The organism is Pseudomonas sp. KBW05 (genome assembly GCF_003852405.1).
GTDB lineage: Bacteria > Pseudomonadota > Gammaproteobacteria > Pseudomonadales > Pseudomonadaceae > Aquipseudomonas.
The window spans coordinates 160,301-186,727 of sequence record NZ_QAJM01000019.1; the positions used below are offsets into that span (position 1 = coordinate 160,301).

Annotated in this window: 28 protein-coding genes and 1 riboswitch; of the genes, 10 read left to right on the forward strand and 18 right to left on the reverse strand. The window is 60.2% G+C overall.

Annotated elements, in window-relative coordinates:
- Window positions 1-273: 273 nt before the first annotated feature.
- From DBR46_RS19150 to DBR46_RS19160, 3 genes are all read right to left on the reverse strand, one after another.
- On the reverse strand, window positions 274-1,638 hold the full coding sequence (locus DBR46_RS19150) for a DUF1329 domain-containing protein (protein ID WP_124527441.1): 1,365 nt from the start codon (window positions 1,636-1,638) through the stop codon (window positions 274-276).
- A 28-nt stretch (window positions 1,639-1,666) separates the two neighbouring features.
- The gene (locus DBR46_RS19155; protein ID WP_124527442.1) at window positions 1,667-3,610 is read right to left on the reverse strand and encodes a DUF1302 domain-containing protein; all 1,944 of its coding nucleotides are present in this window, start codon (window positions 3,608-3,610) and stop codon (window positions 1,667-1,669) included.
- Window positions 3,611-3,942: 332 nt separating this feature from the next.
- Window positions 3,943-5,625, reverse strand: a complete 1,683-nt coding sequence (locus DBR46_RS19160; RefSeq protein WP_124527443.1) for a fatty acid--CoA ligase — start codon at window positions 5,623-5,625, stop codon at window positions 3,943-3,945.
- A 385-nt stretch (window positions 5,626-6,010) separates the two neighbouring features.
- Here DBR46_RS19160 and DBR46_RS19165 point away from each other — a divergent pair, with 385 nt between their 5' ends.
- Window positions 6,011-6,382 carry a hypothetical protein gene (locus DBR46_RS19165; protein WP_124527444.1) on the forward strand — a complete coding sequence of 124 codons (372 nt, stop codon included), beginning with the start codon at window positions 6,011-6,013 and terminating at the stop codon, window positions 6,380-6,382.
- 174 nt (window positions 6,383-6,556) lie between these two features.
- On the opposite strand, the gene DBR46_RS19170 is transcribed toward DBR46_RS19165, so the two are convergent.
- Entirely contained in the window at window positions 6,557-7,189 is a 633-nt protein-coding gene (locus DBR46_RS19170) for a LysE family translocator (RefSeq protein ID WP_124527445.1), read from the reverse strand.
- Window positions 7,190-7,275: 86 nt separating this feature from the next.
- Between DBR46_RS19170 and DBR46_RS19175 the strand changes: the two genes are divergently transcribed.
- The 3 genes from DBR46_RS19175 (at window position 7,276) to DBR46_RS19185 (ending at window position 10,115) form a co-directional block, all read left to right on the forward strand.
- Window positions 7,276-8,241 carry a 2-hydroxyacid dehydrogenase gene (locus tag DBR46_RS19175; protein WP_124527446.1) on the forward strand — a complete coding sequence of 322 codons (966 nt, stop codon included), beginning with the start codon at window positions 7,276-7,278 and terminating at the stop codon, window positions 8,239-8,241.
- Between the two features lie 30 nt (window positions 8,242-8,271).
- Window positions 8,272-9,270 carry a class I SAM-dependent methyltransferase gene (locus tag DBR46_RS19180; protein WP_124527447.1) on the forward strand — a complete coding sequence of 333 codons (999 nt, stop codon included), beginning with the start codon at window positions 8,272-8,274 and terminating at the stop codon, window positions 9,268-9,270.
- A gap of 51 nt (window positions 9,271-9,321) precedes the next feature.
- Window positions 9,322-9,441, forward strand: a riboswitch (yybP-ykoY riboswitch).
- Between the two features lie 89 nt (window positions 9,442-9,530).
- Entirely contained in the window at window positions 9,531-10,115 is a 585-nt protein-coding gene (locus DBR46_RS19185; protein WP_124527448.1) for a TMEM165/GDT1 family protein, read from the forward strand.
- Window positions 10,116-10,249: 134 nt separating this feature from the next.
- On the opposite strand, the gene DBR46_RS19190 is transcribed toward DBR46_RS19185, so the two are convergent.
- The 4 genes from DBR46_RS19190 to DBR46_RS19205 form a co-directional block, all read right to left on the reverse strand.
- On the reverse strand, window positions 10,250-11,068 hold the full coding sequence (locus DBR46_RS19190) for a M48 family metallopeptidase (protein ID WP_124527449.1): 819 nt from the start codon (window positions 11,066-11,068) through the stop codon (window positions 10,250-10,252).
- 107 nt (window positions 11,069-11,175) lie between these two features.
- Window positions 11,176-11,796: an SOS response-associated peptidase gene (locus DBR46_RS19195; RefSeq protein ID WP_124527450.1), complete on the reverse strand. Its 621-nt coding sequence runs from the start codon at window positions 11,794-11,796 to the stop codon at window positions 11,176-11,178.
- Window positions 11,797-11,832: 36 nt separating this feature from the next.
- Window positions 11,833-12,093 carry a DUF2007 domain-containing protein gene (locus DBR46_RS19200; RefSeq protein WP_124527451.1) on the reverse strand — a complete coding sequence of 87 codons (261 nt, stop codon included), beginning with the start codon at window positions 12,091-12,093 and terminating at the stop codon, window positions 11,833-11,835.
- Between the two features lie 11 nt (window positions 12,094-12,104).
- Window positions 12,105-12,287 (reverse strand): CPXCG motif-containing cysteine-rich protein, encoded by a 183-nt coding sequence (locus DBR46_RS19205; RefSeq protein ID WP_017738733.1) that lies wholly within the window; start codon window positions 12,285-12,287, stop codon window positions 12,105-12,107.
- Between the two features lie 132 nt (window positions 12,288-12,419).
- On the opposite strand from DBR46_RS19205, the gene DBR46_RS19210 reads away from it, so the two are divergent.
- Window positions 12,420-13,583, forward strand: a complete 1,164-nt coding sequence (locus tag DBR46_RS19210) for a 1-acyl-sn-glycerol-3-phosphate acyltransferase (RefSeq protein ID WP_177414095.1) — start codon at window positions 12,420-12,422, stop codon at window positions 13,581-13,583.
- Between the two features lie 155 nt (window positions 13,584-13,738).
- Here the strand turns inward: DBR46_RS19210 and DBR46_RS19215 are convergent, their stop codons facing one another.
- Window positions 13,739-13,996 carry a hypothetical protein gene (locus tag DBR46_RS19215; RefSeq protein ID WP_124527453.1) on the reverse strand — a complete coding sequence of 86 codons (258 nt, stop codon included), beginning with the start codon at window positions 13,994-13,996 and terminating at the stop codon, window positions 13,739-13,741.
- 183 nt (window positions 13,997-14,179) lie between these two features.
- Here DBR46_RS19215 and DBR46_RS19220 point away from each other — a divergent pair, with 183 nt between their 5' ends.
- Complete coding sequence (locus DBR46_RS19220) at window positions 14,180-14,389, forward strand: hypothetical protein (protein WP_017738736.1); 210 nt, start codon at window positions 14,180-14,182, stop codon at window positions 14,387-14,389.
- A 57-nt stretch (window positions 14,390-14,446) separates the two neighbouring features.
- Here DBR46_RS19220 and DBR46_RS19225 read toward each other — a convergent pair whose 3' ends face one another.
- Window positions 14,447-15,034 (reverse strand): YajG family lipoprotein, encoded by a 588-nt coding sequence (locus DBR46_RS19225; protein WP_124527454.1) that lies wholly within the window; start codon window positions 15,032-15,034, stop codon window positions 14,447-14,449.
- 193 nt (window positions 15,035-15,227) lie between these two features.
- Here DBR46_RS19225 and DBR46_RS19230 point away from each other — a divergent pair, with 193 nt between their 5' ends.
- Together DBR46_RS19230 and mqo are read left to right on the forward strand one after the other, a co-directional pair.
- Entirely contained in the window at window positions 15,228-15,461 is a 234-nt protein-coding gene (locus DBR46_RS19230) for a hypothetical protein (protein ID WP_124527455.1), read from the forward strand.
- Window positions 15,462-16,188: 727 nt separating this feature from the next.
- Window positions 16,189-17,697, forward strand: coding sequence for a malate dehydrogenase (quinone) (mqo, locus tag DBR46_RS19235; protein ID WP_124527456.1), 1,509 nt, complete (start codon window positions 16,189-16,191; stop codon window positions 17,695-17,697).
- A 102-nt stretch (window positions 17,698-17,799) separates the two neighbouring features.
- Here mqo and DBR46_RS19240 read toward each other — a convergent pair whose 3' ends face one another.
- The 3 genes from DBR46_RS19240 to DBR46_RS19250 form a co-directional block, all read right to left on the reverse strand.
- Window positions 17,800-18,087 (reverse strand): PA4642 family protein, encoded by a 288-nt coding sequence (locus tag DBR46_RS19240; RefSeq protein WP_017738740.1) that lies wholly within the window; start codon window positions 18,085-18,087, stop codon window positions 17,800-17,802.
- Window positions 18,088-18,218: 131 nt separating this feature from the next.
- The gene (locus DBR46_RS19245) at window positions 18,219-18,698 is read right to left on the reverse strand and encodes a hypothetical protein (RefSeq protein WP_124527457.1); all 480 of its coding nucleotides are present in this window, start codon (window positions 18,696-18,698) and stop codon (window positions 18,219-18,221) included.
- Between the two features lie 63 nt (window positions 18,699-18,761).
- Complete coding sequence (locus DBR46_RS19250; RefSeq protein WP_017738742.1) at window positions 18,762-19,319, reverse strand: hypoxanthine-guanine phosphoribosyltransferase; 558 nt, start codon at window positions 19,317-19,319, stop codon at window positions 18,762-18,764.
- A 164-nt stretch (window positions 19,320-19,483) separates the two neighbouring features.
- Here DBR46_RS19250 and upp point away from each other — a divergent pair, with 164 nt between their 5' ends.
- Both upp and DBR46_RS19260 read left to right on the forward strand, forming a co-directional pair.
- Entirely contained in the window at window positions 19,484-20,122 is a 639-nt protein-coding gene (upp, locus tag DBR46_RS19255; RefSeq protein WP_017738743.1) for a uracil phosphoribosyltransferase, read from the forward strand.
- Window positions 20,123-20,124: 2 nt separating this feature from the next.
- Complete coding sequence (locus DBR46_RS19260) at window positions 20,125-21,399, forward strand: uracil-xanthine permease family protein (RefSeq protein WP_124527458.1); 1,275 nt, start codon at window positions 20,125-20,127, stop codon at window positions 21,397-21,399.
- Window positions 21,400-21,543: 144 nt separating this feature from the next.
- Here DBR46_RS19260 and hisC read toward each other — a convergent pair whose 3' ends face one another.
- From hisC to DBR46_RS19285, 5 genes are all read right to left on the reverse strand, one after another.
- Entirely contained in the window at window positions 21,544-22,596 is a 1,053-nt protein-coding gene (hisC, locus tag DBR46_RS19265; RefSeq protein ID WP_124527459.1) for a histidinol-phosphate transaminase, read from the reverse strand.
- A gap of 3 nt (window positions 22,597-22,599) precedes the next feature.
- A complete protein-coding gene (gene hisD / locus DBR46_RS19270) occupies window positions 22,600-23,916 on the reverse strand; it encodes a histidinol dehydrogenase (RefSeq protein ID WP_124527460.1) in 1,317 nt (438 codons plus the stop codon).
- Window positions 23,917-24,043: 127 nt separating this feature from the next.
- On the reverse strand, window positions 24,044-24,679 hold the full coding sequence (hisG, locus tag DBR46_RS19275; protein ID WP_071494135.1) for an ATP phosphoribosyltransferase: 636 nt from the start codon (window positions 24,677-24,679) through the stop codon (window positions 24,044-24,046).
- A 142-nt stretch (window positions 24,680-24,821) separates the two neighbouring features.
- Entirely contained in the window at window positions 24,822-26,087 is a 1,266-nt protein-coding gene (gene murA / locus DBR46_RS19280; RefSeq protein ID WP_017738747.1) for a UDP-N-acetylglucosamine 1-carboxyvinyltransferase, read from the reverse strand.
- Between the two features lie 23 nt (window positions 26,088-26,110).
- Entirely contained in the window at window positions 26,111-26,350 is a 240-nt protein-coding gene (locus tag DBR46_RS19285; RefSeq protein ID WP_105520873.1) for a BolA family protein, read from the reverse strand.
- Between the last annotated feature and the right edge of the window lie 77 nt (window positions 26,351-26,427).

The following is a 26,427-nucleotide window of genomic DNA, read 5'->3' on the forward strand; positions in this document are numbered from 1 at the left end:
GCTCTTGTAGAAGGCTATTGTCGGCATTGCAGATGTCCGCAGACTAGCGGTAAAAGCGGCAGGTTTGTAGATCTTTGCAACATTTGCCTGAAAAAGAACTGCGACAAAAAAATTCGACACAAGCAAATGTGGGAGCTGGCTTGTGTGGGAGAAGACTTGTCCGCGATGCAGGCACTTCGGTTTATCAGAGCTACCGAGGTGATGCTATCGCAGGCAAGCCAGCTCCCACACAAGCCCAGCTCCCACATAGGTGAATTACATCGTTATCGCAGGTTAGCGAACACCGTCCTGGCGCAGGGCCGCTGGGGTGAAGTCGCTGGTGCTGGCCTTGAAGCCGAAGTCATACGCCTGTTTCTCTTCGTTCTTCATACCCAGGGCCAGGTAGCGACCGGATTGCAGGTCGTAGATGGTTTCCACGGCATACCACGGCACTTGCTTGTCGTAGTAGTTCTCGGCATGGGCTTCCGAAACACGCCACAGCTGGTTGCGACCGTCGTACTGGTCGATCACCGCAGCCTGCCAGGTATCTTCGTCGATGTAGAAGTCACGCTTGGCGTAGATATGACGCTGGCCTTCCTTCAAGGTGGCGACCACGTGCCAGACGCGGCGCAGCTCGTAGCGGGCCAGGTCCTGGTTGATGTGGCCGGCCTTGATGATATCGGCATACTTGAGTTTCGGGTCGTCAAGCTTGTAGCTGTTGGAGGCGATGTACATCTCTTTCTTGCCTTCCAGCTTCCAGTCGTAGCGATCCGGTGCGCCGTTGTACATGTCGAGGTTGTCGGACGTGCGCAGGCCATCGGCGGCCGTACCCGGGCCGTCATAGGACACTTGCGGGGCCCGGCGCACACGGCGCTGGCCAGCGTTGTAGACCCACGCCGAACGCGGTTCCTTCACCTGGTCCAGGGTTTCATGCACCAGCAATACGGTACCCGCCAGACGCGCAGGCGCGGTTACTTCCTGCTTGAAGTAGAACAGGATGTTTCCCGGGTTTTTCGGATCGTAATCCTTCATCTTGTCGCGGAAAACAAACTGGTCCTTGAAGTACACCAGGCTGTAGGAACCGTTCGTTTGCGGAGTAGCCTGGGTTACCAGGCGCGTCACACTGCCGCCGCGATAGCGGGTGATGTGGTTCCAGATGACTTCGACGCCGCTTTTCGGAATAGGGAACGGAATGGCGGACTCGAAGTTTTCCAGGCCGTTGCCGCCGGACACCAGGTTGGTGCTGGTGGCGTTCTTCTTGATCGAGGCAAACACATCAGCCGGCACCGTGGCGCCACGATGGGTCGGGTAGACCGGGATCTTGTAGGTGTCTGGGTAACGCTTGAACATCGCGTACTGGCCAGGGGACAAGTTGTCCTTGTACTGATCGACGTTCTGCGCGGTGATGACGAACTTGGGCTGCTCGTTGGCGTAAGGGTTGGCCAGGAAACCACGGGCGTCAACGGCGCCCGCGTTGGTCGCCAACGGCTGCCAGGCGGTGATGGTGCCCGCAGCGTTGGCGCCGCGCTCAGCGCCCATCGGGGTCAGGGTTGTGTCGAGCTTGGCGGCCTCGCTCGCCGAGACTGCCGCCATGACGTTGCTCGCCAGGATCGACAGCCCAAGCACACCCACGTGCAACAGACTTTTAGTTATTTTCATGTTCTGGTTCTTCCTGAAATACGGTCGCTTAGAAGTTCATGCCGAAGCTGAGCGCAACAAAATCCCGGTCATCCACCGTGGTGTACTTGCCATCAAAGAAGTTGGTGTACGACAGGCCGGCGGTGTAGGTGTTCTGGTATTCCGCATCCAACCCAAGGCTGACAGCCTTGCGGCCTTCTTCGAAGTTGCCACCAGGGCCAGGGGAATAACCGCTCACGTCATGGGACCAGGCCACGCTTGGCTTGAGGTTGACGCCGGCGAATACGCTGTTGTAGTCCCAGATTGCCCGCCCGCGGTAACCCCAGGAGTTGGCCGTGGTGAAGCCGTCGTTTTCGCAGTAGCGCGACACGTTGTTCATGGCTGCGCCGGCCAATGTGCTCGCATTCAGAGTCTGGCAGCGGCCATTCGGCAGAGGACCTGGCCCATAAACCGGGTCGCGGCCATAACGTGCTTTCGACGTGCTTTCCAGCCCGCCCACATGGGTGAAGCCAATCTCGCCCACCAGAGTCAGCCGCTCTGCGCCCATGACTTGGTCGAAGAAGTGGGTGAACGTTGTCTGCAGTTGGGTGATTTCCTTGCGGCGATAGCCCGGCTGGTCGGTATCCGCCTTGCCTTGCAGAACCGACGCATCCTTGTCCAACGGGGTCAGGCCGGAATAGAGGATATCGGTAGTATTGAGCTGTACAGGCGCGTTCGGGCGATAGCTGATTTCACCGCTCCAGGCCGTACCGGTAGGCAACGTGGTGGAGAAGCTCAACCCGTAGAGGCGGATGTCTTCAGGGTACTCGACGTAGTAGCTGGAGTTACCCGCAACCACCAACGGCATAAGGGATGCCAGTAGCGCTGGGTTGGTCGCGATCCCGGCCGGGACGCCCGCCCCAATCAAGGAACCGGCCAATGCATTAGGGTTGTAGGCACTTGCAGGCGCCCCTCTACCGCTGAAGATCGGAGCACGGCTGTGGTAGTTCATGAAGTAGGCACCGAACTCGGTGTCCAGCGGCTCGAACATGTAACGCAATGCCAAACCGAACTGACCGCTGTCACGCGCGTCGCGATCAGGGCCGCGTTTGACAATGGTGCCCTCATCCGGGCTACCGAAATTCACGCCTCGTGCCTGCAGGGTGTTGATGATCGAGGAACGGAAGTTGGCCGGAATCCCACGGGCAGCCAGGCCATTGTTCAAGTTGTTACGGGTAGCCAGTACGGCCAGGTTGTTATTGCAACCGTCGGAAATCACGTCAGGCTGCGAAAAGAAGGTACCGCAGTTATCGGTGACGGTCTGATCCCATTCAAGCTGATAAAAACCTTCGGCCGAAAGGTTGTCGGTAATGCTCTGGGACAGATAGAACATGTTGACCGGAATCAAGCCTTCCTTGATCTCAGCCCCCGGACGACGGAACGCAGACACGTCGATCGGGTTGATGGAGTTGATACCGCCGCCGATGAAGGTACTTTCACCCCAGCTCACAACTTGCTTGCCGAAACGCACCGAACCCGGCAGATCGGCAATGTTGTAGTTGTGATAGATGAAGGCGTCGAGGATCTGCGCGCCCGAGGACTTGGCGCCCTCTTTGCGGTTGCTGTCGCTGATGTCCTTGAACGGACGGCTTTCATCCTTGAGTTCGAAGTCGTACCAATACTTGCCACGCACAAATACACCGGTGTCGCCGTACTTCAGTTCCAGGTCGTGGATACCCTTGAAGATCTTCGAGAACGTTTCGCCGCGCTTGAAGTTCAAGTGCCCGTCGTCGGAAGTCTGCGAGAGACCATGCCCGCCGTTGTTGGAGCCGATGAGGTTCTTGTTGGCTTTTTCTGTAGACCAACTGGCACCCACGGAAAGAGACGAGTCAAAACTCCCTTCGATTTCACCGACGTTGAAACTGACGCCGAATGCGGGCCCGGCGAGCGTAGAAGCGAGACTGACGGCCAGGGGCAGTCTTGCCCGGCGCCAGAACTGGTTTACTGAGGTCATCGACGCTACTCCATGTGCATTATTGTTATGGCAGTGAGTTCAATCTTCTGGATGCATGTAACGGCCGGAATACAACGATTCCAATGCCGGACGGCAACCGAGCCCCCATGGCCCGAAGCGCAACATCCTTGAAAAACTCAGGGGGGACTATAGCCAGCAGGGGGTAGTGCTTGATCCCTCTAAAGTGTGATTTGCATCACCGACCCGTCTGCCTCAACCCTTTCGCCACGTCGGCGAGGGCCGACGCGGCAAGGATGGCTGAAAATCGGCAAATCACAAGTAAAGGTGCCAGATAGAGCGTTGCCGTGCCCGAACGGGCACGGCGAAGGGCGTCAGAGGGTGGACAGGAACGTGCTGTTGTTGGCCTGCCATTCAATGATGTCGATACGGATACGTTTTTTGTCGAGCTTGCCGACACTGGTCTTGGGAATTTCCGTAACAACGGCAATCTGGCTCGGGATCGCCCACTTGCTCAAATGGCCCAATTCCACAAACGGCTTGAGGTGTTCCTTGAGCTCGCGGGCCCCTATCACATGGCCATCACGCACCACCAGCAAGGCAAACGGGCGCTCGCCCCACTGCGGATCGGCAATGCCCACCACCGCTACTTCGCGTACCGCCGGGTGACGGCTGACCAGGTCTTCGAGGGCCAGGGACGAAACCCACTCGCCACCGGTCTTGATCACATCCTTGATGCGGTCACGGATATCGATCACCCCGAACGCATCCAGCGTGGCCACGTCGCCGGTGTGCATCCAGCCGCCCTCCCACAGCTCGGCGCCCTTCTGCGGCTCGTTGTAATAGCCTTCGGTCAGCCACGGCGCGCGCAGCACCAGTTCGCCCTGGGACTCGCCATCGGCGGGCAGGAAGTTGCCGTCACCGTCGACAATCGCCGCCTCCACCAACGGCCCGGGCACGCCGGCCTTGATGCGGTAGGTGGTGCGCTCGTCTTCGCTGCCGGCCATCAACTCTTCGTTGAGGTGCGCACAAGACACCAACGGCCCGGTCTCGGACATGCCGTACGCAGCCGTCAGCTGGATCCCACGCGCCTTGGACGCTTCGTACAGCGTTCGGTTAAGCGCACTACCACCAATGACGATTTTCCACCCGCCAAAGTCCACGCCCTGCGCCGCCTTGGCGTTGAGCAGCATTTGCAAAATGGTCGGCACGCAGTGGGAGAAGGTGACCTTTTCCTTGCGCCACAGCTCCACCAGGTATTCCGGGTCGTAACGCCCGGGATAGACCTGCTTGAGGCCAAGCATGGTCGCCACATACGGCAGGCCCCAGGCGTGTACGTGGAACATCGGCGTGATCGGCATGTACACGTCGTTGGTGCCCAGCAGGCGCACGCTGTCGACGCTGCCCATGATGGTCGCCACACCGATGGTGTGCAGCACCAGTTGGCGGTGGGTGAAGTACACGCCCTTGGGATTGCCGGTGGTGCCGGTGGTGTAGAAGGTGGTCGCGACGGAATGCTCGTCGAAGTCCTGGAAATCGTATTTCGGGCTGGCGGCGGCCAGCAGGGTTTCGTACTCGCCCACGAGGTTGGGCAGCTCGGCGGTTTTCGCGTCCCCATCGGTCAACAGCAAGGTCTTGTCGACGGTGGTGAGCTGCCCGGCAATCGCTTGGTAAAGCCCCACGAACTCACTGTTGACCAGCACGAAGCGGTCCTCGGCGTGGTTCATGGTGTAGAGGATCTGCTCTGGCGACAGGCGCACGTTGATGGTGTGAATCACCGCGCCAATCATCGGGATGGCAAACATGCATTCCAGGTAACGATGGCTGTCCCAGTCCATCACTGCCACGGTATCACCGGCCTTGACCCCGGCTTCGGTCAACACATTGGCCAGGCGCGCGACGCGCTCGATCAGGGTCGGGTAGGTGTAGCGCAGCTTGTCGCGGTACACGATTTCGCGGGTTTTCTCGTAGCGGGCCCCGGACATCAACAGGCGCTTGATCAACAACGGGTACTGGTACGCGCCTTCGGCGGGCGGGATAACACGGGTCTGCAACATAGGAATCCCTTTTTATGACTGCACGGTCTTGGCTGAAAGATCTGCACTGTAGAGCGCTTATGTTTCAGCCAAATCAGCCAAAGGAATGATTTGCAGAGGGTGGTGAATGCTGTCTTTGCGCCACTATCTGACCCTTTTCTGTTACTAATCCTTGCATAGAAGGATCAGGAAGCCCCCCTCGCCACAAAGCGAACTTTCCGACACCCATCATCGATAACAACTCTTTACGCTCTGGCTTTCACGCGTTCAGGAGTAAAGGAATGGCTTCCAACGGATTACCGGGCCCACTTTTCGATCACAGCCGGCAGGCGGCTGGTGTTACATCTGGCTGGGTTGCCTCGAAATTCGCTGAGTCCCTAGATGATGAAATAGAAGAATTTACCAAATGGAAAATCAGCTAGAACAAAGAAAGCTCTGGTCGGCGCTCTCTGATTTATTTGTAGACTCTAAAGTCGATTACAAGCAAATCGCAGAAACAGTAAAAAACTTTTCCATTGAAGAAATTGAGTTCGCCTTGTTCGAAAGAGTAGCGCCTGTTTGTATCGGCAACATGCTCGCCCCCATACCGCCCATTTGGTGGTACTTCGACGAAGACCAATTGGTCTTGGACATTGAGTCCTTGGTAAAGAAAAGGGCTCGACAGGGAGTCATCGCCAACTGCGCATGTGCGGTGCAGAGGCGCCTGATACGACGTATTAGCTCGGGTACGTGGGCTGAACTAAAAGTGGAAATTGAGAACGCCAAATCAGCCAAATAAATGATTTGCAGAGGGCGGGAAACGCTAGCTTTGCGCCATCAGTGTGGGCCGATGGGGATCAAATGTGGGAGCGGGCTTGCTCGCGAAAACGGAGTATCAGTCGAAAAATATTGTGACTGATCTAGCGCATTCGCGAGCAAGCCCGCTCCCACAGGGACTGTGCTCGCTCAAGTTTTATTTCATGCTGGTGAAGGCTAGCTTTACGCCGATAGCAATCAGCACCGCCCCCATCGTCCGATCAAACCAATGCCCCATCCGCGCAAACCCCGCACGCACGCGTTGCTGGCTGAACAGCATCGCCACCAGGCAGAACCACACCGCCGTCGCCACCGCCAGGTACAGGCCATAACCCGCCTGGATCGCCAACGGCGTGTGCGGGTTGATCACCACGGTAAACAGCGACAGGAAGAACAACGTCGCCTTGGGGTTCAATCCATTGGTCACGAACCCTGCGGTAAACGCCCCGCGTGGGGTGCGCTCGCCGGCTTCGCGGTGCAGCTCGCCTTCGGCGGCGGGCTTGGCCGGTTGGGCACGCAGGGCCTTGAAGCCGATGTACAGCAGGTACGCGGCGGCGGCCCATTTCAGCGCGTTGAACAGCACGATGGACTGGGACACGATCAAGCCAATCCCCAGCAGCGAATACCCCACGTGCAGGAAAATCGCCGAGCCGACGCCCAGCGCGGTCCAGGTTCCGGCGCGGCGGCCGTGGGTAACACTTTCGCGTACCACCACGGCGAAATCCGGGCCCGGGCTGGCCACCGCCAACAAGTGAATCAAGGCCACGGTCAAAAACTCGGCGACGTACATGCGCGCTCCAATTCAAGTAACTGATTATTTCATCTGATAGGCTCGGGAGATTACGCCTTCGAACCCTGTCGCAAAAGGTACAGTTGATGACGAACAATCGCCGCGCGGTCTTCCTCGATCACCCCTCCCTGGACCTGGGAGACCTCGACCTCAGCGAGCTGCGAGACAGCTTCAGCGAACTGCAATTATTCGAGCAGACCACGCCGCAGAATGTGCTTGAACGCCTGCAGGGCGCCCAGGTGGCAATCAGTAACAAAATCGCGATCAACGCCGAAACCCTGGCGGCCTGCCCAGACCTCAAGCTGATCCTGGTGTCAGCCACCGGCACCAACAATATCGATCTGCAAGCCGCCCGCGCCCATGGCATCACTGTGAGTAACTGCCAGGGCTACGGCACGCCGTCGGTGGCGCAGCATACGATCATGTTGCTGCTCAACCTGGCGACACGCTTGCAGGACTATCAACGGGACGTCAGCGCCGGCCAGTGGCAGCAAGCCAAGCAGTTCTGCCTGCTGGACCATCCGATTGTCGAACTGGAAGGCAAAACCCTCGGCCTGCTTGGCCACGGTGAGTTGGGCAGCGCCGTGGCGCGCCTGGCCGAAGCCTTTGGCATGCGCGTGCTGCTCGGGGCGATTCCCGGGCGCCCTGCCCGCGCCGATCGCGTGCCGCTGGATGAGCTGCTGGCCCAGGTGGATGCCCTGACCTTGCACTGCCCGCTCAACGAACACACCCGTGACTTTATCGGTGCCCGCGAGCTGGCGCTGCTCAAGCCGGGCGCGTTTATCGTCAATACTGCACGCGGTGGCTTGATCAACGAACACGCCCTGGCCGATGCATTGCGCAACGGTCATCTGGGCGGCGCGGCGACCGACGTACTCAGCGTGGAGCCACCGGTCAACGGCAACCCGCTGCTGGCCGGTGACATCCCGCGGCTGATCGTTACCCCCCACAACGCCTGGGGCAGTCGCGAAGCGCGCCAGCGCATCGTCGGCCAACTGGCGGAAAACGCCCGGGGCTTTTTCAGCGGCGCCCCGCTACGTGTCGTCAGTTGATAAACTGCGCTCCTTTTCAAGGAGCAGACCATGGATCCGCGCAGTGAAGTACTGCTTCGTCAGGCCGAACTTTTTCAAGGCAACCTGCTGCTGGTAGGTTTGCCCGCCGACGACCTGCTGGGTCGCCTGCCCAACGCCCACGGCTGGTGCTGGCACGCCGGCGACCAGGCGGCACTCGATGCACGCTTCCCCGAACGCAGCCAGTTCGGGGTAAACGTGCCCGAACGTGCATTTGATGCGACGGTGATTTTCCTGCCCAAATCCAAGGACCTCACCGACTACCTGCTCAACGCAGTCGCCGCGCGCCTGCCCGGCGCCGAGCTGTTTCTGGTGGGCGAGAAAAAAGGCGGTATCGAAAGCGCCGCCAAGCAAATGATCCCTTTCGGCAAGCCACGCAAGCTGGATAACGCGCGGCATTGCCAACTGTGGCAAGTCACCGTGGCCAACGCACCGCAGGCGGTCGAGCTGGAAAGCCTGGCTCAAATGTTCGAAGTGCCGTTGCCTGAAGGTCCGCTCAAGGTCGTGAGTCTGCCGGGGGTATTCAGCCACGGCCGCCTGGATCGCGGCACTGAACTGCTGCTGGAACATTTGGACAAACTGCCCAGCGGTCACCTGTTGGACTTCGGTTGCGGCGCGGGCGTGTTGGGCGCTGCGGTCAAACGTCGTTACCCGCATAACACGGTAACGATGCTCGACGTGGATGCATTCGCCGCTGCCAGCAGCCGCCTGACCCTGGCTGCCAACGGTCTGGAAGCCGAGGTGCTGACGGGCGACGGGATCGACGCCGCACCGATGGGTTTGAACACGATTCTGAGCAACCCGCCATTCCACGTCGGCGTACACACGGATTATTTCGCTACGGAAAACTTGCTGCGAAAAGCAGCGAAACACCTGGCAAAAGGCGGCGAACTGCGCTTGGTCGCCAACAGCTTCCTGAAGTACCAGCCGCTGATCGAAGAGCATCTGGGCGTGTGCGCAATCAAGGCCGAAGGCAATGGTTTCCGCATCTACCGCGCCAAGCGCGGCTGACGGGCGTTTGAAAAAGAAGGCTTGCCGAATGGGTTTTGCCTAGGCAGAATCCGCTCCGTCCTAGGGGAGTAGTCTCCCACGAGCGCCATGCTCGTCCGGCATACGTCAACATACTTGGTCAACAGACCATGGCGTATGCGACCCAGGTGTCCGCACAGACGGACCGGGGTTTGACAAGACCTATGACACGCACACCTTACCCGGGGCGGGAAGGCTGTACGTGTCATAGCCGTGTCGACCCGCCCCTGGAAACCTACCTGATGCTGGATTCATTACTCGTTCCTACCGCAATCGTTGCCTTGGCCGAAATCGGCGACAAGACGCAACTGCTCGCGCTCATACTGGCCGCACGCTTTCGCAAACCCTGGCCGATCATCGCCGGCATCGTCGCCGCGACCCTGGCCAACCATGCAGCCGCCGGTGCCGTGGGGGCGTGGTTTGGCAGCTTCTTCTCGGATGCGGTGCTGCACTGGATCCTCGCGGCGAGCTTCTGCGCCACCGCGTTGTGGACCCTGGTGCCGGACAAACTCGATGACGACGAAGCCAGCACCACCCGCAAGTTCGGGCCGTTCCTGACCACGCTGATCGCATTCTTCATCGCCGAAATCGGTGACAAGACCCAGATCGCCACGGTGATGCTGGCGGCACAGTATCCGGAGTTGTGGCTGGTGATTATCGGCACCACCCTGGGCATGCTGATTGCCAACGTGCCGGTGGTTCTGGCGGGGAATTTTGCGGCTGAGAAGCTGCCGCTGACCTTGATTCGTCGATTGGCGGCTACGGCGTTCTTTGTGCTGGCGGTGGTTGCGGTGTACAAGGCCATGCAGAGCAGCGGCTGGATCTAGATTTGTAAACCCATTCCCATGTGGGAGCGGGCTTGCCCGCGATAGCGGTGGATCAGCTCAGGATGTGCAAGCTGACATTCCGCTATCGCAGGCAAGCCAGCTCCCACATTTGGATCTTCACAAGACTTCGATCATCAAGACTTCTTGGCCTGCTGATACAACGGCATCACCTTCGGAATCGCCGCCTGCAACGAGGCGATCCGGCTGTCCGACGCCGGGTGAGTACTCATGAACTCCGGTGGCGCTCCTTCCGAAGCCTTGGCCATCTTGTTCCACAGCGTGATCGCCGCATTCGGGTTGTAACCGGCGCGAGCCGACAGCTCCAGGCCGATCAGGTCTGCTTCGTTTTCATTGGCGCGGCTGTTGGGCAAGGTCATGCCGTAGTTGGCCACGGTATCGGCCAATGCCAGGCTGTCCTGACCCAGGCCGAACAGCGCACCAGCGCCCTGCTTGGCCATCTGGATACCATAGGCCTTGGACATGGCTTCGCGGCCGTGTTCGCGCAAGGCGTGGGCGATTTCATGGCCCATCACCGCAGCCAGTTCGTCATCCGTCAGCTTGAGGTTGTCGATCAGCGCGCTGTACACAAAGATCTTGCCGCCAGGCCCGCAGTTGGCGTTCATCTCGTCGCTTTTGATCAGGTTCACTTCCCACTTCCACTGCGCCGCATCGGGGCGGAAGGTCGGTGCCTGGGCGATCAAGCGGTTGGCGATGGCCTGCACACGTTTGGCATTGGTGCTGGTCTTGTCCAGTTGGCCCTTGGTGCTGGCTTCGCCCAAGGTCTGCTGGTAGGACTGGGCATACATCTGGTCGACTTCCTGGCTCGACAGCATGCTGAACATATATTGCTTGCGCTCAACCCCGACGGCACCGCCGCTGGTGGTGTTGACCGACTGGCAACCGGCCAGCAGCAGCGCGGCTGCCAGTACGTTTATTGCCAATGATTTCTTCATGAACACTCTCCCTGAAAACATGGCGCGTATCGTAGGCGGTCATTTGTATCGACGCCAGATACAACAGACGTGTAACCGCAGAATTTCAGATACATCCCACTCGCCGCTCAACCTGGCGTCAAACATTCCGGCCCGTTCAGCTTCGGATCGTTGACCATATTGGCCAAGACACGCTCACGCAACGCCGCAGGCTCGCTGGCCAATAACGCCTGAAGGGTGTGCAACGGTGTCTCAGGATTAAGCCAGGCCTCTTGCCCCGCCGCATCCAGGATCAGCGGCCGGCGCTGGCTCTGCGCCGGCTGGGTGACCACCGCCGTGCTCAGCCACACTTGCTCCTGCACCGGATAGGCCTCCCAGATCGCCGCAAAAAACAGCGTGGAGCCCTCCCCCGGCGTCAACCAGTACGGGCGCTTGCGCTGGGTGCCGCGCCATTCGTAGAAGCCATTGGCGGGCAGCAGGCAGCGGCGCTGGCGAAACGCTTCGCGAAACATCGGTTGCTCGGCCAGGGTTTCGGCGCGGGCATGGGCGGGCGTGCGCGAGAGGTCGGTCAGCCAGGGCGGTGTCAGGCCCCAGCGCGCGCGGGCCAGGGTGCGTTGGCCGGCGTCGGAACGCTGGATCAGCACCGAGTCATTCGGGGAGATGTTCCACTGGGCCTGCTGGTCGGCCGGAAAGCCCGGCAAGGCAGCAAAGGAGGGGTTCCAGCGAAACAGGGCATAACGTCCACACATGGGGCAACACGACTCTTGGGTAAACCGACCGACAGCCTAACAGACCAACACGTCGGGGAAGCTGTCGGGTTCATCGCCCGGCATGGGTTGCGCGCCGATGTAGGCAGTAATCAACTCACGGGCACACGCGGCCTGGTCGTTGTCCACTTCCAGCCCCAGCAAGCCGAAAATCGGCAGCTCGCCGGTGCCTCCGAGCAAATGGCGCCCCACCAGGTGCGCCTCGATACCCTCGCTGGCGAGCATCTGCTGCAGCAACTCGCCCTCCATCAGGTTTTCCGGTTCGTAGATTCGCTGCATGGGCGGTCCTGTCATTCGTTTTCACTGCGGGTTTCAAGCATCCACTCGTCGCCATGGACCTGTAGATCGAAAATGATCGGGCGGCAACACACCTGGCAGTCCTCTATATAGTTCTGGTCACCGCCAGACAAATCCACCGTTGTCTCAACCTCTTCACCACAATAAGGACAATCGTACGTCGCGGTTTCCAGCATCGCAGCCTCCAGAGTGACTTGTGCGTATAATCGCCGGTCTATTTACAGGGCTATTTCCGGCCGGGCCCATTTCCCGGACCGTTCCCTGGCATTTCCTTTACTTACCCTAGCCGTTTCTAACAAGAGAGCATGATGGGCCAATTCGATACCATCCGACCTTACAACGACAGCGAAGTCCCGGCAGTGCTGGACCGGCTGTTCAGTGACAAGGCCTTTCTGGACATCCTGACCCACTTCCGCTTTCCGCGCTTCGCCGGCGCCCTGGGCTGGCTGCTCAAGCCGATGATCGCCCGCAAGCTGCGCCGTGAATTCGCCGGCGTCACCACCGTGGCGACGCTGCAGGACAAAGTCGAGTACTACGTCGACCACACCATCGACCGCGCGACCGACGGCGTGACCTACACCGGCGTCGAGCAGCTCAAGTCCGGCACCGCCTACCTGTTCCTGGCCAACCACCGCGACATCGTGATGGACCCGGCCTTCGTCAACTACGCCGTGTACCACGCCGGCCTGCCGACGCCGCGCATCGCCATCGGCGACAACCTGCTGCAAAAGCCGTTTGTCAGCGACCTGATGCGTCTGAACAAGAGTTTTATCGTGCACCGCTCGATCACCGGGCGCAAAGAGAAGATGGCGGCGTTCAACCTGCTGTCGGCCTACATCAACCATTCGATCCGCAACGACTGCGAGTCGATCTGGATCGCCCAGGCCGAAGGCCGTGCCAAGGATGGGGATGACCGCACCGAGTCGGCGATCCTCAAGATGTTCCACGTCAGCCGCAAGGACGAGCCGTTTGCCGAGGTGATCCAGTCGCTGAACCTGACGCCGGTGTCCATCAGCTACGAATACGACCCCTGCGACTCGGCCAAGGCCCGCGAGCTGTACATCCGCGCCACCACCGGCACCTACTGCAAGGCACCGGGCGAAGATGACGTGAGCATCGCCCTGGGCATCACCGGCTACAAGGGCCGGGTGCATGTGAACTTCGCCCCGCCGATCACCGAGCGCTTCGAAGACACCAAAGTGCTGGCGATGGAAATGGACCGGCAGATTCTCGGCGGTTACCGGTTGTTCCCGGTGCATTACCTGGCGTATGCGCAATGGAGCGAGGCTGACCCGCAGTTGCAGGTACCAACGGCAGCCGAGGTGTTCCCGGCGGATGAACTGGCCAAGGCGAAGGCGGAGTGGGAACGGCGCTTGAACGAATGCCCGGTTGAGCATCGGCCGTTTCTGGTGGTGCAGTATGCGACGCCGGTGCGTAACCAGTACCGCGTGAAAGCTGGTATTGCGCTATAAGCGCCGATGCAAAAAAATGTGGGAGCGGGCTTGTGTGGGAGCGGGCTTGCTCGCGAATGCAGTGGGTCAGTGAATGCATCTTTGCCTGACACTCCGCCTTCGCGAGCAAGCCCGCTCCCACACAAGCCAGCTCCCACATTTGTTTTAGGGTGTTGCTAAAGGCGGGTGCTGATCCAGGAGATCAGCAGCGCCAACCCCAGGCAGGCGAACCCGATGCGGTACGCCAAGCGATGCGCCCGTTCGGTGCGCACATCCAGAAACAGCATCGGCTGGTCAATCGCGCGCGCTTCGCTTTGTGCGGTCAGGTCGGCCATCGCACGTTGCTCGCGCAGGCGGGTGATCGCCAGCAGCGCCGCCCCCGGAAAAGCCAGCGTTAAAGCCACAGCATTGATCAATAGTGCGGGCAGCGCCATCGCAAACCTCGGTAACACAGTGTCTGGGTATCAGTTCGGATACATATCGGGACGTAACAGCCTCGTCAGCCACCACTCTTGCATCCCAACATGAACGGCTAATGTATCCAGTAATTTACGGCGTCACCTGAACGTCACCTTAACAAGCCACTCTGTTGCCCTTCGAACGTTCGGGAGCTTGTCATGCTGCACGCGCACAACCAGGATCGGCTGTATCTGATCGCCCCCAGCGACGAGCAAGAGGCGCTGGTCGGCGGCCTCGCGTTCAACGTGCAGGATCGCCACTGGCTGGTGTATTGCGCCCTCGGCGGGCACCAGCATGCGGACTTGCCGGAAGCGGATTTATTGACCGGTGTGAGCCTGCTGGACTTCTGTATCGACACCGCCGCGTGAAACTCAAGGCGCAAAAAAAACGGGCTCATCGCTGAGCCCGGTTTTTTTATGCAGTGGTTATTGCGAGCTGAGCAACGAACCGATGCTTGGGTCCTTGAACAGGCGGGTCAAGGCGTCGCTCAACACGTCGCTGACCAGCTTGGTGTTGGTTTCCTGGTTCGGCGACATGCCGAAGCGCTGGTTCAGCGATGCGCCGTAGCGGCCACTGTAGCGACGGGTGCCCGCCGTGACGTCGGACTTGAACGTCGCGCCGATCGAGGCTTCGGTCACATACAGGCCTTCCTTGGGCGACTGGTATTTCAGTTCAGCCAAAGTGATGGTCAACTGCGGTGCGCCCGGCGCGTTCGGGCTTGGGGTAAAGCCCAGCAGACGTACGGCGGCTTCAGCCTGGGCTTGCAACTTGGGCAGTACGTCCTGGCCGGTGACCGAAATCAGCGCAGTCTCCGGGTACAAGCCACCACGGGAGCCCAGGGTTGGCGACGGACGGCCGTCCACCACACGCACCGACACCGGCTGGCCGTGGCCCACTGGCGCCAGCTGCGTGGTGAGTTTCGGTTGCGGGCTGAGTTGTTGCGGGCTGTTGGCGCAGCCAACCAGGGCCAAACTGGTCACAGTGATCAAACCGAACAACAGGCGTTGCAACATGCGCTTCTCTCCAGAAATCAGGTACCGACAGACGGGCAGTATAGCGGTGCGCCACTGCCGGGAACTAGCATCAGTTACATCCTGTGACCGGCACCGGTCGCTACGGTTCGATGTCACCGAGATGTCACAGCCGATACATGCGCTCGTCATCCCGGGATGACAAGCTTTGCCTCAATCTCAAGAGGCAATCACCATGAATTTTCTCTGGTCGCTGTTCATGCGCAAACCCGCCCTGCGTCAGTTCGCCCTGCTCGATGCGCAAGGCCGCTGCCAGGCCTTCAAAGAGTGCAACCAACCACCGGTGGGTAATGGCTGGGTGGAAATCGACGAGATTCGCCTGAGCTGGATGCACCGCCCGCTGCCGGCCCGAGCCCGCGTAAGCCCGCGTCCAGCGCAGTCGTCCCGGCACCAGCCGTTGGCCGCCTGACCGAACACCTAATAAAAGTCATAAAACACGCCCATTTCCTTGGCGTTCTTCGCTACAATCTCCCCCCGATTATAAGGACGTCTCCTGATCGGGCCCCGCAACATCGTTAATGCCTCGGTATTAACCCCCCAATCGCCCACAGAGAGCCGCCCACACAGATCGAATAGAGCTGGCGTGCTTGCTGTTTTCGTTGCAAACCACCCCTCTTTATATCGCATCTGCCAGAGCTGCCATTGCGCTCGGCCACTTGAGTTGTTTGCCCGTTTTGCCGCGTGTCGGCAAGGTATCCGGGCCAGGTGCCAGGCTGAGGCAGCCCTTTTTTGAGGTTCACGTCTTCAAAAGAGCGTGAAAAAAACGGGTTTTCACAACTTCACAAGAGTGTGGCGAGCAAATGAATAGTTTGGCGTTTGTACAAGCACCATCAGCGTCTTTAACAGCCCAACCACACAGGACCGAGCACTCCTCAAAAACCGGAGCTTGAGCCTGTCCGCTACGGATTGGTTGCACGAATCGCACGCTTTGACCATAAGTCGAATTGCCACAGGCGCCCATGAATGCGTTCATAGGCAGATTAGCCCGGCAGGAAGCGTGTGCTGAAGTTGCAAAGAATTGCGAAACGGACATGGCGATCCTGGCCATGGGTAACCTGGGGCAACACGTGAACCGCCCCGTCACTCCTGGCAGCCATGCCGTCAATTTGGTGCTGCAGATTTTGGAGACGCGTTAAATGGCGCATAACGAAGCAGTCGACGTAGTACTGGTAGGGGCCGGCATCATGAGTGCCACCCTGGCCGTGCTGCTCAAAGAGCTCGACCCCGGCCTCAAGCTGGAAGTCGTTGAGCTGATGGATTCGGGTGCCGCGGAAAGTTCCAACCCGTGGAACAACGCCGGTACCGGCCATGCTGGGCTGTGTGAGCTGAACTACACGCCGCAGGCCGCCGATGGCTCCATCGACATCAAGAAGGCCGTGCACATCAACACCCAATTCGAGGTGTCGAAGCAGTTCTGGGCGTACCTGACCCAAAAGGGCACCTTTGGCTCGTCCAAGTCCTTTATCAGCCCGGTGCCGCACCTGAGCTTCGTGCAGGGCGAAAAAGGCGTGGACTTCCTCAAGAAGCGCTTTGAATCCCTCAGCCAGCACCACGCGTTTTCGGACATGCACTACACCGAAGACCGCAGCGAGATGGCCGAGTGGATGCCGCTGATGATGCCGGGCCGCCCGCTCGACGAAAAAATCGCCGCCACCCGCGTGCTCAACGGCACCGACGTCAACTTCGGCGCCCTGACCAACCAGCTGCTGGGTCACCTGACCAGCTCGCCGGACGCCCAGGTCAAGTACTGCAAGCGCGTCACTGGCCTCAAGCGCAATGGCGACGGCTGGACCGTGAGCATCAAGGACGTCAACAGCGGCAACAGCCGTGAAGTGGACGCCAAGTTCGTCTTCCTCGGCGCCGGTGGTGCGGCCCTGCCGCTGCTGCAAGCCTCGGGCATTGAAGAAAGCAAAGGTTTTGGCGGTTTCCCGGTCAGCGGCCAGTGGCTGCGTTGCGACAACCCGGACGTGGTCAAGCACCACCAGGCCAAGGTCTACAGCCAGGCCGCCGTGGGTTCGCCGCCGATGTCCGTGCCGCACTTGGACACCCGTGTGGTCGATGGCAAGAAATCCCTGCTGTTCGGGCCATACGCCGGCTTCACCACCAAGTTCCTCAAGCACGGCTCGTTCCTCGACCTGCCGCTGTCGATCCGCGCCGGCAACATCGGCCCGATGCTGGCCGTGGCCCGCGATAACATGGACCTGACCAAGTACCTGGTCAGCGAAGTGCGCCAGTCCATGGAGCAGCGCCTCGAATCCCTGCGCCGCTTCTACCCTGAAGCGAAAGCCGAAGACTGGCGCCTGGAAGTGGCCGGCCAACGGGTGCAGATCATCAAGAAAGACCCCAAGAAAGGCGGCGTGCTGCAATTCGGCACCGAGTTGGTCGCGGCCAAGGACGGCTCGCTGGCCGCACTGCTGGGCGCATCCCCGGGTGCTTCGGTGACGGTTTCGATCATGCTGGAACTGATCGAGAAGTGCTTCCCGCAGAAAGCGGCTGGTGAATGGGCAGCCAAGCTGCACGAGATCTTCCCGGCACGGGAAAAGGTTCTGGAAACGGATGCCGACCTGTACCGCAAGATCAACACGCAGAACAACATCAGCCTGGAACTGGTTGAGCCTGCCGCCGAGACCGAGAGCTACGCTTGAGGTTGTGCCGCATAGCGTCACCGGATGCATTCCCACGCAGAGCGTGGGAACGAGCGCCCCGCCCTCTGCATGAGGACGGGGCGTTTTTTTATGCCTTGGGAATCAGCCGCGGGCTTTTTCGATCAGTTCGATGTACTCGTCCGCGTTGCGCTGATCCTTGATCAGGTCAACGAAGGTCTGGCCATGCTCGTCCTTGCCGTCGAGGTCCAGGCCGGCTTCCTTGAAAAAGCCCAGGAAACGCTCGAAGTCGTCGATACGCAAGCCACGGTAGGCCTTGATCAGTTTGTGCAGGGACGGGGAAGTCGCGTCAACCGGCTCGAAGTCCAGGAACAACTTGATTTGATCGTCGCCGATCTCATCGCCAATCACCTGTTTCTTATCTTTACGCATTACCGACTCCAGCCTGCAGACATTTACACGGGACTGGAAGTCTACCTGCGAGACGCCGCCTTCGAAAGCGCTGGAGGACCAATGTGGGAGCGGGCTTGCTCGCTCCCACATTTGGATCTACGGTGTTCTGACTATTTGGTACGGACGGCACCGGTGTGCAGGTCTGCCCAGATGTGGCCATTGGCATAGCTGAGGAATTGCACATACAGGGTGTCGTTACGCAGCAAGTCGACGATGACGCGGTACTGCGCCACCGGATACGACAAAGTCAGGGTCTTGCTCTTATCGTCATACGCCGGCTTTTTCAGGCTTTTGCTTTCAGCGTCGAAATTGAGCACCACTTGAGTAATGGTCGCGCCCTTGTTCAGGGACTTGCCCTTGAGGCGGATCATCAGTGGCGACGTCACCGGAATCGGTTGCTGGCTGGATTGACGCTGATTCCCCACCACCACCGCGTACTCGGTGACTTGCAGCAATTGCTGCTGGTCGGGCGCTTCAGCGCGCAGGGTCAGGTCGTCTGGTGGCAGGAATTGGCTGTGCAGGGGGGCTGCAGCCAGGGGCAAACTGAGGGTCAGCGCCAGGGCGGCGCACGTGCGGATCAACAGGCTCATGACAGGCTCCAGACGCAGGGCCAGGCACTCTAGCATGCCGGCCCCACACCTGATGAAGCGCGTTTACATGCCTTTGACGGCGTAGATGCCGTTGGCATTGCGCCAGTAGCCTTTGTAGTCCATGCCGTAACCGAAGATGTAACGGTCAACGCACGGCAGGCCGACGAAATCCGCTTTCAGCTCAGGGCGTGCCTTGCGGTCGTGATCTTTATCGATCAGCACGGCGGTGTGCACTTTGCGCGCGCCGGCGTGTTTGCAGAAGTCGATGATCGCGCCGAGGGTGTGACCTTCGTCGAGGATGTCGTCGATGATCAGCACGTCGCGGTCGATGAACGACACTTCTGGCTTGGCTTTCCAGAACAGGTCGCCGCCGCTGGTTTCATTACGATAACGAGTGGCATGCAGGTAAGAAGCTTCCAGCGGGAATTGCAGATGAGTGAGCAATTTGCCGGCGAAAATCAGGCCGCCGTTCATCACACAGAAAACCACCGGGTTGGTGTCGGCCATTTCGCGGCTGATATGGGCGCCGACCTTGGCGATAGCCTCTTCGACTTGCGCTTCGGTGTACAGGCAGTCAGCCTCGCGCATGATTTGACGGATATGCTCGAGATCAGCGGACATGGCGCTCTCCAAGGGGGTGCTGTGGCAAGAAAAGCGGGCGAAGGTACGCTTCTCGTGCGCTTGGATCAAGCCTTAATGGACTAACGTACTAGATGTCTATAGGACAACACCCTCGGATAGATTAATCTAGGCCGGTTTTTTTGCCCGCCGCCGGAGCCTTTCCCATGCCCACTCGCGAGATCCGCCACCCGCTGATCCAACACAAACTCGGCCTTATGCGCCGCGCCGACATCAGCACGAAGAATTTCCGTGAGCTTGCTCAGGAAGTCGGAGCGTTGCTCACTTACGAAGCCACCAAGGATCTGCCCCTGGAAACCTACGAGATTCCAGGTTGGGCCGGTCCCGTCCAGGTCGAGAAAATCGCCGGCAAGAAGATCACTGTGGTGCCGATCCTGCGCGCCGGTATCGGCATGCTCGAAGGCGTGCTCAGCCTGATCCCGGGCGCCAAGGTCAGCGCTGTGGGCGTCGCCCGCAATGAAGAAACCCTGGAAGCGCACACCTACCTGGAAAAACTCGTCCCGGAAATCGACGAGCGCCTGGCCATGATCATCGACCCGATGCTCGCCACCGGCAGCTCCATGGTTGCCACCATCGACCTGCTGAAAAAAGCCGGTTGCAAGGACATTCGCGCCATGGTGCTGGTGGCCGCTCCCGAAGGTATCGCTGCCGTCGAGAAAGCCCACCCGGATGTGCAGATCTACACCGCGTCCATCGATCAGTGCCTGAACGAACACGGCTACATCATCCCAGGCCTGGGCGATGCCGGTGACAAGATCTTCGGCACCAAGCAGAAGGACGCGTGAGCATGCAGGATGAATTCAACGACCCGCTTTGGCGCCAGATCCTGTCTGGCGCACAAATGCTCTTCGTGGCATTTGGCGCGCTGGTGTTGATGCCGCTGATCACAGGTCTTGATCCAAACGTTGCACTGTTTACCGCTGGCCTGGGCACGCTGTTGTTCCAGCTGGTCACAGGGCGGCAGGTGCCGGTTTTCCTGGCGTCGAGCTTTGCCTTTATCACCCCGATCATTCTCGCCAAGCAGCAATTCGGCCTGGCGGCGACCATGGGTGGGGTGATGGCGGCCGGTTTCGTCTACACCTTCCTCGGCGCTGCCGTGAAGATCAAGGGCACCGGTTTCATCGACCGCTTGCTGCCACCGGTGGTGATCGGTCCGGTAATCATCTCCATCGGCCTGGCCATGGCGCCGATTGCCGCCAATATGGCCATGGGCAAAGCCGGTGATGGCAGCGAGCTGATTCACTACCAGACGGCGATGATGATTTCGATGCCGGCGCTGCTGACCACGTTGATCGTGGCGGTGTTCGGCAAGGGCATTTTCCGCCTGGTGCCGATCATCTCTGGCGTGCTGGTGGGCTTTGCGATGGCGTTCTACTTTGACGTGGTCGACACGGCGAAGATCGCCGCCGCGCCATGGTTCGCCCTGCCCCACTTCACCGCGCCGGAATTCAACTGGCAGGCGATCCTGTTCATCGTCCCCGTGGCCCTTGCCCCGGCGATCGAACATATCGGTGGTGTGATTGCGGTGGGCAGCGTGACCGGTCGCGACTACCTGAAGAAGCCGGGCCTGCATCGCACCCTGCTGGGTGACGGCATTGCCACCACGGCTGCCGGGATGTTTGGCGGCCCGCCGAACACCACCTACGCCGAAGTGACCGGCGCCGTGATGCTGACCAAGAACTACAACCCGAAAATCATGACCTGGGCCGCGGTGTTTGCTATCAGCCTGGCGTTTATCGGCAAATTCGGCGCACTGCTGCAAAGCATCCCGGTGCCGGTGATGGGCGGGATTCTGTGCCTGCTGTTCGGTTCGATTGCTGCGGTGGGGATGAACACGCTGATTCGCCACAAGATCGACCTGGGTGAGGCGCGCAACCTGGTGATTGTCTCGGTGACCCTGGTGTTCGGGATTGGCGGTGTGCTGGTCGGCACCGGTACTGGCCCGGACGATTTCGGCCTGAAGGGCATTGCCCTGTGTGCGGTGGTGGCGATTGCCTTGAACCTGCTGCTGCCGGGCAATGATGGCTGGAAGAACAAGAAGCCTGACGAGCCACTGCTGTAACTAACGCCGCAAAACCAATGTGGGAGCGGGCTTGCTCGCGAAAGCGGAGTGTCAGTCTAGAGATGTTTGACTGATACGCCGCCTTCGCGAGCAAGCCCGCTCCCACACAAAGCGCCTACCACATTCTTTGATATTCAGCGTGGCTTACAGCTCGCCTAGCCCATCAATCAACGCCTGGTTCTGCTCCGGCGTACCAATGCTGATCCGCAGGAACTGGGCAATCCGCTCCTGCTTGAAGTGCCGCACGATCACACCCTGCTCACGCAACTTGGCCGCCAGGCCGGCAGCGTCGTGCTTGGGGTGACGGGCAAAGATAAAGTTGGCCGCCGACGGCAACACTTCAAAACCCTTCCCTTCCAGCTGCGCAACCACGGTGTTGCGACTGTCGATCACCAGTTGGCAGGTCTTCTCGAAGTACTCACGGTCTTCAAACGCCGCCGCCGCGCCGACAATCGCCAGGCGATCCAGCGGATAGGAGTTGAAGCTGTTCTTGACGCGTTCCAGCGCCTCGATCAGGTCCGGGTGGCCCACCGCCAGGCCCACGCGCAAACCGGCCAGTGAGCGCGATTTGGACAGGGTCTGCGTCACCAGCAGGTTCGGGTAGCGGTCCACCAGGCTGATGGCAGTTTCGCCGCCGAAGTCGATATAGGCTTCATCGACCACCACCACCGAATCCGGGCTGGCCTTGAGGATCTGCTCCACCGCGTCCAGCGCCAGCACGCAGCCGGTCGGCGCGTTCGGGTTGGGGAAGATGATCCCGCCGTTCGGCTTGGCGTAGTCCGCCACGCGGATCTGGAATTGCTCGTCCAGCGGTACCGGGTCGGACTTGATGCCGTACAGACCGCAGTAAACCGGGTAGAAGCTGTAGCTGATATCCGGGAACAGCAGCGGCAAGTTGTGCTGAAACAGGCCGTGGAAGATGTGTGCGAGCACTTCATCCGAACCGTTGCCGAGAAACACTTTGCCCGCATCCACGCCATAGTACTTTGCAACGGCCTGCTTGAGCAGGTCGCTGTTGGGGTCGGGGTACAGGCGCAGGTTGTCGTTCAACTCGGCCTGCATCGCGGCCAATGCCTTGGGCGATGGGCCATAGGGGTTTTCATTGGTGTTGAGTTTGACCAGCTTGGTCAGCTTCGGTTGTTCACCCGGCACGTAAGGCACGAGGTCCTTGACGAAGGGGCTCCAGAATTTGCTCATGCCTCACTCTCCCTTGACGATGCGGTATTCGGCGCTACGTGCGTGTGCGCTCAGCGATTCGCCACGGGCCAGCACCGAGGCAGTCTTGCCCAGCTCGGACGCGCCTTGTGGCGAGCAGAAGATGATCGACGAACGCTTCTGGAAGTCATACACCCCCAGCGGCGACGAAAAGCGTGCAGTGCCAGAGGTCGGCAGCACGTGGTTGGGGCCTGCGCAGTAGTCGCCCAGGGCTTCGCTGGTGTGGCGACCCATGAAGATCGCACCGGCATGGCGAATCGATGGCAGCCAGGCTTGTGGGTCGGCTACCGACAGCTCCAAGTGCTCCGGCGCGATGCGGTTGGCCACTTCAATGGCCTGCTCCATGTCACGCACCAGGATTAACGCGCCACGGCCATTGATCGACTTCTCGATGATCTCGGCGCGCTCCATGGTCGGCAGCAGCTTGTCGATGCTCGCGGCGACCTTGTCGAGGAACTCGGCGTCCGGGCTGACCAGGATCGCCTGGGCGTCTTCGTCGTGCTCGGCCTGGGAGAACAGGTCCATGGCGATCCAGTCCGGGTCGGTCTGGCCATCACACACCACGAGGATTTCCGAAGGGCCGGCGATCATGTCGATACCTACCTGGCCAAACACGTGGCGCTTGGCGGTGGCGACGTAGATGTTGCCTGGGCCGACCACCTTGTCCACTTTCGGCACGCTTTCGGTGCCGTAGGCCAGGGCGGCAACGGCCTGGGCACCGCCGATGGTGAATACGCGGTCAACACCGGCGATACACGCAGCGGCCAGCACCAGTTCGTTGATTTCACCGCGCGGGGTCGGCACGACCATGACCACTTCGGTCACGCCCGCCACTTTGGCCGGAATCGCGTTCATCAGTACCGACGACGGGTACGACGCCTTGCCGCCCGGCACGTACAGGCCGGCACGGTCCAGCGGAGTGACCTTCTGGCCCAGCACGGTGCCGTCGGCCTCGGTGTAGCTCCAGGAATCCTGCTTCTGCTTTTCGTGGTAGCTGCGCACCCGCGTCGCCGCCACTTCCAGCGCTTCGCGCTGCGGGGCAGTGATGCGCGTCAGCGCCAACTCCAGGCGTTCGCGGGGCAGGATCAGGTCGGCCATGGACGCCACGTCCAGGCCGTCGAACTGGCGGGTGAAATCCACCAGCGCCGCATCACCGCGCTCGCGCACGGCCTTGATGATGTCGAGTACTCGCCCGTTGACCGACTCGTCGGACACGCTTTCCCAGCTCAGCAGATGATCCAGATGATGGGCGAAATCCGGGTCGGCAGCGTTGAGTCGGGCAATTGCAGTGGACGTGGTCATAGCGAGGGCCTCAATAGAATTGGCAAAAACTCAGGCGCCCTAAACTAGCAGTCGTTTCCGCTTGGGCACCTGAGAATTCTGGCTATGAGGCGGATAGACGGGCGCGACCTAGGGCCGCGCGGGTGAGTCAACCGCGGTGTCGCGACTCCACTGCCGTGCGCAGGGTGTCGATCAACGCCTGGATACGGGCGTGCTGCATCTTCATCGAGGCCTTGTTGACGATCAGGCGAGAGCTGATGTCGGCAATGAATTCCTGCGGTTCAAGACCGTTGGCACGCAGGGTGTTGCCGGTGTCAACCACGTCGATGATCTTGTCGGCCAGGCCAATCAGCGGCGCCAGTTCCATCGAGCCGTAGAGCTTGATGATATCGACCTGGCGGCCTTGCTCGGCGTAGTAGCGCTTGGCGACGTTGACGAACTTGGTGGCCACGCGCAGGCGGCCCTTGGGCTCGACGTCACCGACACGGCCGGCGGTCATCAGCTTGCACAGGGCGATACGCAGGTCCAGGGGCTCGTACAGGCCCTGGCCGCCGTATTCCATCAGCACGTCTTTACCGGCGACACCCAGGTCGGCCGCGCCATGTTCAACATAGGTCGGCACGTCGGTAGCCCGCACGATCAACAGGCGAACGTCGTCCTGGGTCGTGGGGATGATCAGCTTGCGGCTCTTGTCCGGATTCTCGGTCGGCACGATGCCCGCTTCAGCCAGAAGCGGCAAAGTGTCGTCAAGGATGCGGCCCTTGGACAGTGCGATGGTCAACATGGGAAACGTCAGTCCTTCATCAGGCTATTGCGGTCCGGTCGCAAACGGCGCCGGACACAGATCGAGGCCATGACAGCCTCGATTTGAAACAAATCCTGTGGTGAGAGAGCAAGCTCCCTCACCAGCATTGCAGCCTCGGGAACTAGCCCGGTACGCGGCGGATTTTCGCGCCGAGCATCTGCAGTTTTTCTTCGATGCACTCGTAGCCACGGTCGATGTGGTAGATGCGGTCGATCAGCGTGTCGCCGTCGGCGCACAGTGCCGAAATCACCAGGCTGGCCGAAGCACGCAGGTCGGTGGCCATGACTGGCGCGCCCTTGAGCTTTTCGATACCGGTGACGATGGCAGTGTTGCCCTCGACCTGGATCTTCGCGCCCATGCGGTGCAGTTCGTACACGTGCATGAAGCGGTTTTCGAAGATGGTCTCGATCACTGCGCCGGTGCCTTCGGCAATCGCGTTCAGGGAGATGAACTGCGCTTGCATGTCCGTAGGGAACGCTGGGTACGGAGCGGTACGCACGTTGACGGCTTTTGGCCGCTTGCCGTGCATGTTCAGCTCGATCCAGTCTTCGCCGGTAGTGATGTCTGCGCCAGCTTCACGCAGTTTTTCCAGGACGGCTTCCAGGATGGTCGGATCAGTGTCCTTGACCTTGACGCGGCCACCGGTGACGGCAGCGGCAACCAGGTAGGTGCCGGTCTCGATACGGTCGGGCATGACCTTGTAGGTCGCGGTGTGCAGACGCTCGACACCATCAATGGTGATGGTGTCGGTGCCAGCGCCGGAAACCTTGGCGCCCATGGCGTTCAGGAAGTTGGCCAGATCGACCACTTCCGGCTCGCGCGCGGCGTTCTGCAGGACGCTGCGGCCCTTGGCCAGGGCAGCGGCCATCATGATGTTCTCGGTACCGGTCACGCTGACGGTATCAAAGAAGAAGTTGGCGCCACGCAGGCCGCCTTCCGGCGCCTTGGCCTTGATGTAGCCGCCCTCGACGTCAATCACTGCGCCCATGGCTTCAAGACCACGGATGTGCAGGTCAACCGGACGCGAGCCAATGGCGCAACCGCCAGGCAGTGCGACTTCGGCTTCGCCGAAACGGGCAACCATCGGGCCCAGTACCAGGATCGACGCACGCATGGTTTTCACCAGTTCGTACGGTGCGATCAGGGTCTTGATGGTGCGCGGGTCGATTTCGACCGAGAGCTTCTCGTCGATCACCGGCTCAATGCCCATGCGACCGAACAGCTCGATCATGGTGGTGATGTCGTGCAAGTGCGGCAGGTTGGCCACGGTGACCGGGCCATCACACAGCAGGGTCGCTGCCAGGATCGGCAAGGCGGAGTTTTTCGCGCCGGAGATGCGGATCTCGCCATCAAGGCGGGCACCACCGGTAATAATCAATTTATCCATAAGAATCTCGACGCCTTGGGGGCTCAGGTGCGCTCGGCCCAGGCCGCGCGGCTGAAAAATTTCATAGTGACCGCATGGATGCTGCCATCGGTGATCCACGGGTTCAAATGGGCATAGATCTGCTGCTGACGCTTGACCGGGCTCAATGCCGCCAGTTCATCGCTAATCACGTTCAGCTGGAAATTGCAGCCTTCGCCTTCAACTGCAACCTCAGTATCCGGCAGCTTTCCTTCAAGGAAGCTCTTAACTTCTAGGGCCTGCATGCTCAACCTCTATCGGCGCCCAGTGCGCACGGGTCGCACATCATACAAAAAAGCCCCGCGCCTGCGAACCCCGCATA

What these genes read in the sequence shown, in the direction of transcription:
- DBR46_RS19150 (WP_124527441.1), bottom strand. Translation starts at nt 1,638, where the DNA reads ATGAAAATAACTAAAAGTCTGTTGCACGTGGGTGTGCTTGGGCTGTCG.
- DBR46_RS19155 (WP_124527442.1), bottom strand. Translation starts at nt 3,610, where the DNA reads ATGACCTCAGTAAACCAGTTCTGGCGCCGGGCAAGACTGCCCCTGGCC.
- DBR46_RS19160 (WP_124527443.1), bottom strand. Translation starts at nt 5,625, where the DNA reads ATGTTGCAGACCCGTGTTATCCCGCCCGCCGAAGGCGCGTACCAGTAC.
- DBR46_RS19165 (WP_124527444.1), top strand. Translation starts at nt 6,011, where the DNA reads ATGGAAAATCAGCTAGAACAAAGAAAGCTCTGGTCGGCGCTCTCTGAT.
- DBR46_RS19170 (WP_124527445.1), bottom strand. Translation starts at nt 7,189, where the DNA reads ATGTACGTCGCCGAGTTTTTGACCGTGGCCTTGATTCACTTGTTGGCG.
- DBR46_RS19175 (WP_124527446.1), top strand. Translation starts at nt 7,276, where the DNA reads ATGACGAACAATCGCCGCGCGGTCTTCCTCGATCACCCCTCCCTGGAC.
- DBR46_RS19180 (WP_124527447.1), top strand. Translation starts at nt 8,272, where the DNA reads ATGGATCCGCGCAGTGAAGTACTGCTTCGTCAGGCCGAACTTTTTCAA.
- DBR46_RS19185 (WP_124527448.1), top strand. Translation starts at nt 9,531, where the DNA reads ATGCTGGATTCATTACTCGTTCCTACCGCAATCGTTGCCTTGGCCGAA.
- DBR46_RS19190 (WP_124527449.1), bottom strand. Translation starts at nt 11,068, where the DNA reads ATGAAGAAATCATTGGCAATAAACGTACTGGCAGCCGCGCTGCTGCTG.
- DBR46_RS19195 (WP_124527450.1), bottom strand. Translation starts at nt 11,796, where the DNA reads ATGTGTGGACGTTATGCCCTGTTTCGCTGGAACCCCTCCTTTGCTGCC.
- DBR46_RS19200 (WP_124527451.1), bottom strand. Translation starts at nt 12,093, where the DNA reads ATGCAGCGAATCTACGAACCGGAAAACCTGATGGAGGGCGAGTTGCTG.
- DBR46_RS19205 (WP_017738733.1), bottom strand. Translation starts at nt 12,287, where the DNA reads ATGCTGGAAACCGCGACGTACGATTGTCCTTATTGTGGTGAAGAGGTT.
- DBR46_RS19210 (WP_177414095.1), top strand. Translation starts at nt 12,420, where the DNA reads ATGGGCCAATTCGATACCATCCGACCTTACAACGACAGCGAAGTCCCG.
- DBR46_RS19215 (WP_124527453.1), bottom strand. Translation starts at nt 13,996, where the DNA reads ATGGCGCTGCCCGCACTATTGATCAATGCTGTGGCTTTAACGCTGGCT.
- DBR46_RS19220 (WP_017738736.1), top strand. Translation starts at nt 14,180, where the DNA reads ATGCTGCACGCGCACAACCAGGATCGGCTGTATCTGATCGCCCCCAGC.
- DBR46_RS19225 (WP_124527454.1), bottom strand. Translation starts at nt 15,034, where the DNA reads ATGTTGCAACGCCTGTTGTTCGGTTTGATCACTGTGACCAGTTTGGCC.
- DBR46_RS19230 (WP_124527455.1), top strand. Translation starts at nt 15,228, where the DNA reads ATGAATTTTCTCTGGTCGCTGTTCATGCGCAAACCCGCCCTGCGTCAG.
- mqo (WP_124527456.1), top strand. Translation starts at nt 16,189, where the DNA reads ATGGCGCATAACGAAGCAGTCGACGTAGTACTGGTAGGGGCCGGCATC.
- DBR46_RS19240 (WP_017738740.1), bottom strand. Translation starts at nt 18,087, where the DNA reads ATGCGTAAAGATAAGAAACAGGTGATTGGCGATGAGATCGGCGACGAT.
- DBR46_RS19245 (WP_124527457.1), bottom strand. Translation starts at nt 18,698, where the DNA reads ATGAGCCTGTTGATCCGCACGTGCGCCGCCCTGGCGCTGACCCTCAGT.
- DBR46_RS19250 (WP_017738742.1), bottom strand. Translation starts at nt 19,319, where the DNA reads ATGTCCGCTGATCTCGAGCATATCCGTCAAATCATGCGCGAGGCTGAC.
- upp (WP_017738743.1), top strand. Translation starts at nt 19,484, where the DNA reads ATGCCCACTCGCGAGATCCGCCACCCGCTGATCCAACACAAACTCGGC.
- DBR46_RS19260 (WP_124527458.1), top strand. Translation starts at nt 20,125, where the DNA reads ATGCAGGATGAATTCAACGACCCGCTTTGGCGCCAGATCCTGTCTGGC.
- hisC (WP_124527459.1), bottom strand. Translation starts at nt 22,596, where the DNA reads ATGAGCAAATTCTGGAGCCCCTTCGTCAAGGACCTCGTGCCTTACGTG.
- hisD (WP_124527460.1), bottom strand. Translation starts at nt 23,916, where the DNA reads ATGACCACGTCCACTGCAATTGCCCGACTCAACGCTGCCGACCCGGAT.
- hisG (WP_071494135.1), bottom strand. Translation starts at nt 24,679, where the DNA reads ATGTTGACCATCGCACTGTCCAAGGGCCGCATCCTTGACGACACTTTG.
- murA (WP_017738747.1), bottom strand. Translation starts at nt 26,087, where the DNA reads ATGGATAAATTGATTATTACCGGTGGTGCCCGCCTTGATGGCGAGATC.
- DBR46_RS19285 (WP_105520873.1), bottom strand. Translation starts at nt 26,350, where the DNA reads ATGCAGGCCCTAGAAGTTAAGAGCTTCCTTGAAGGAAAGCTGCCGGAT.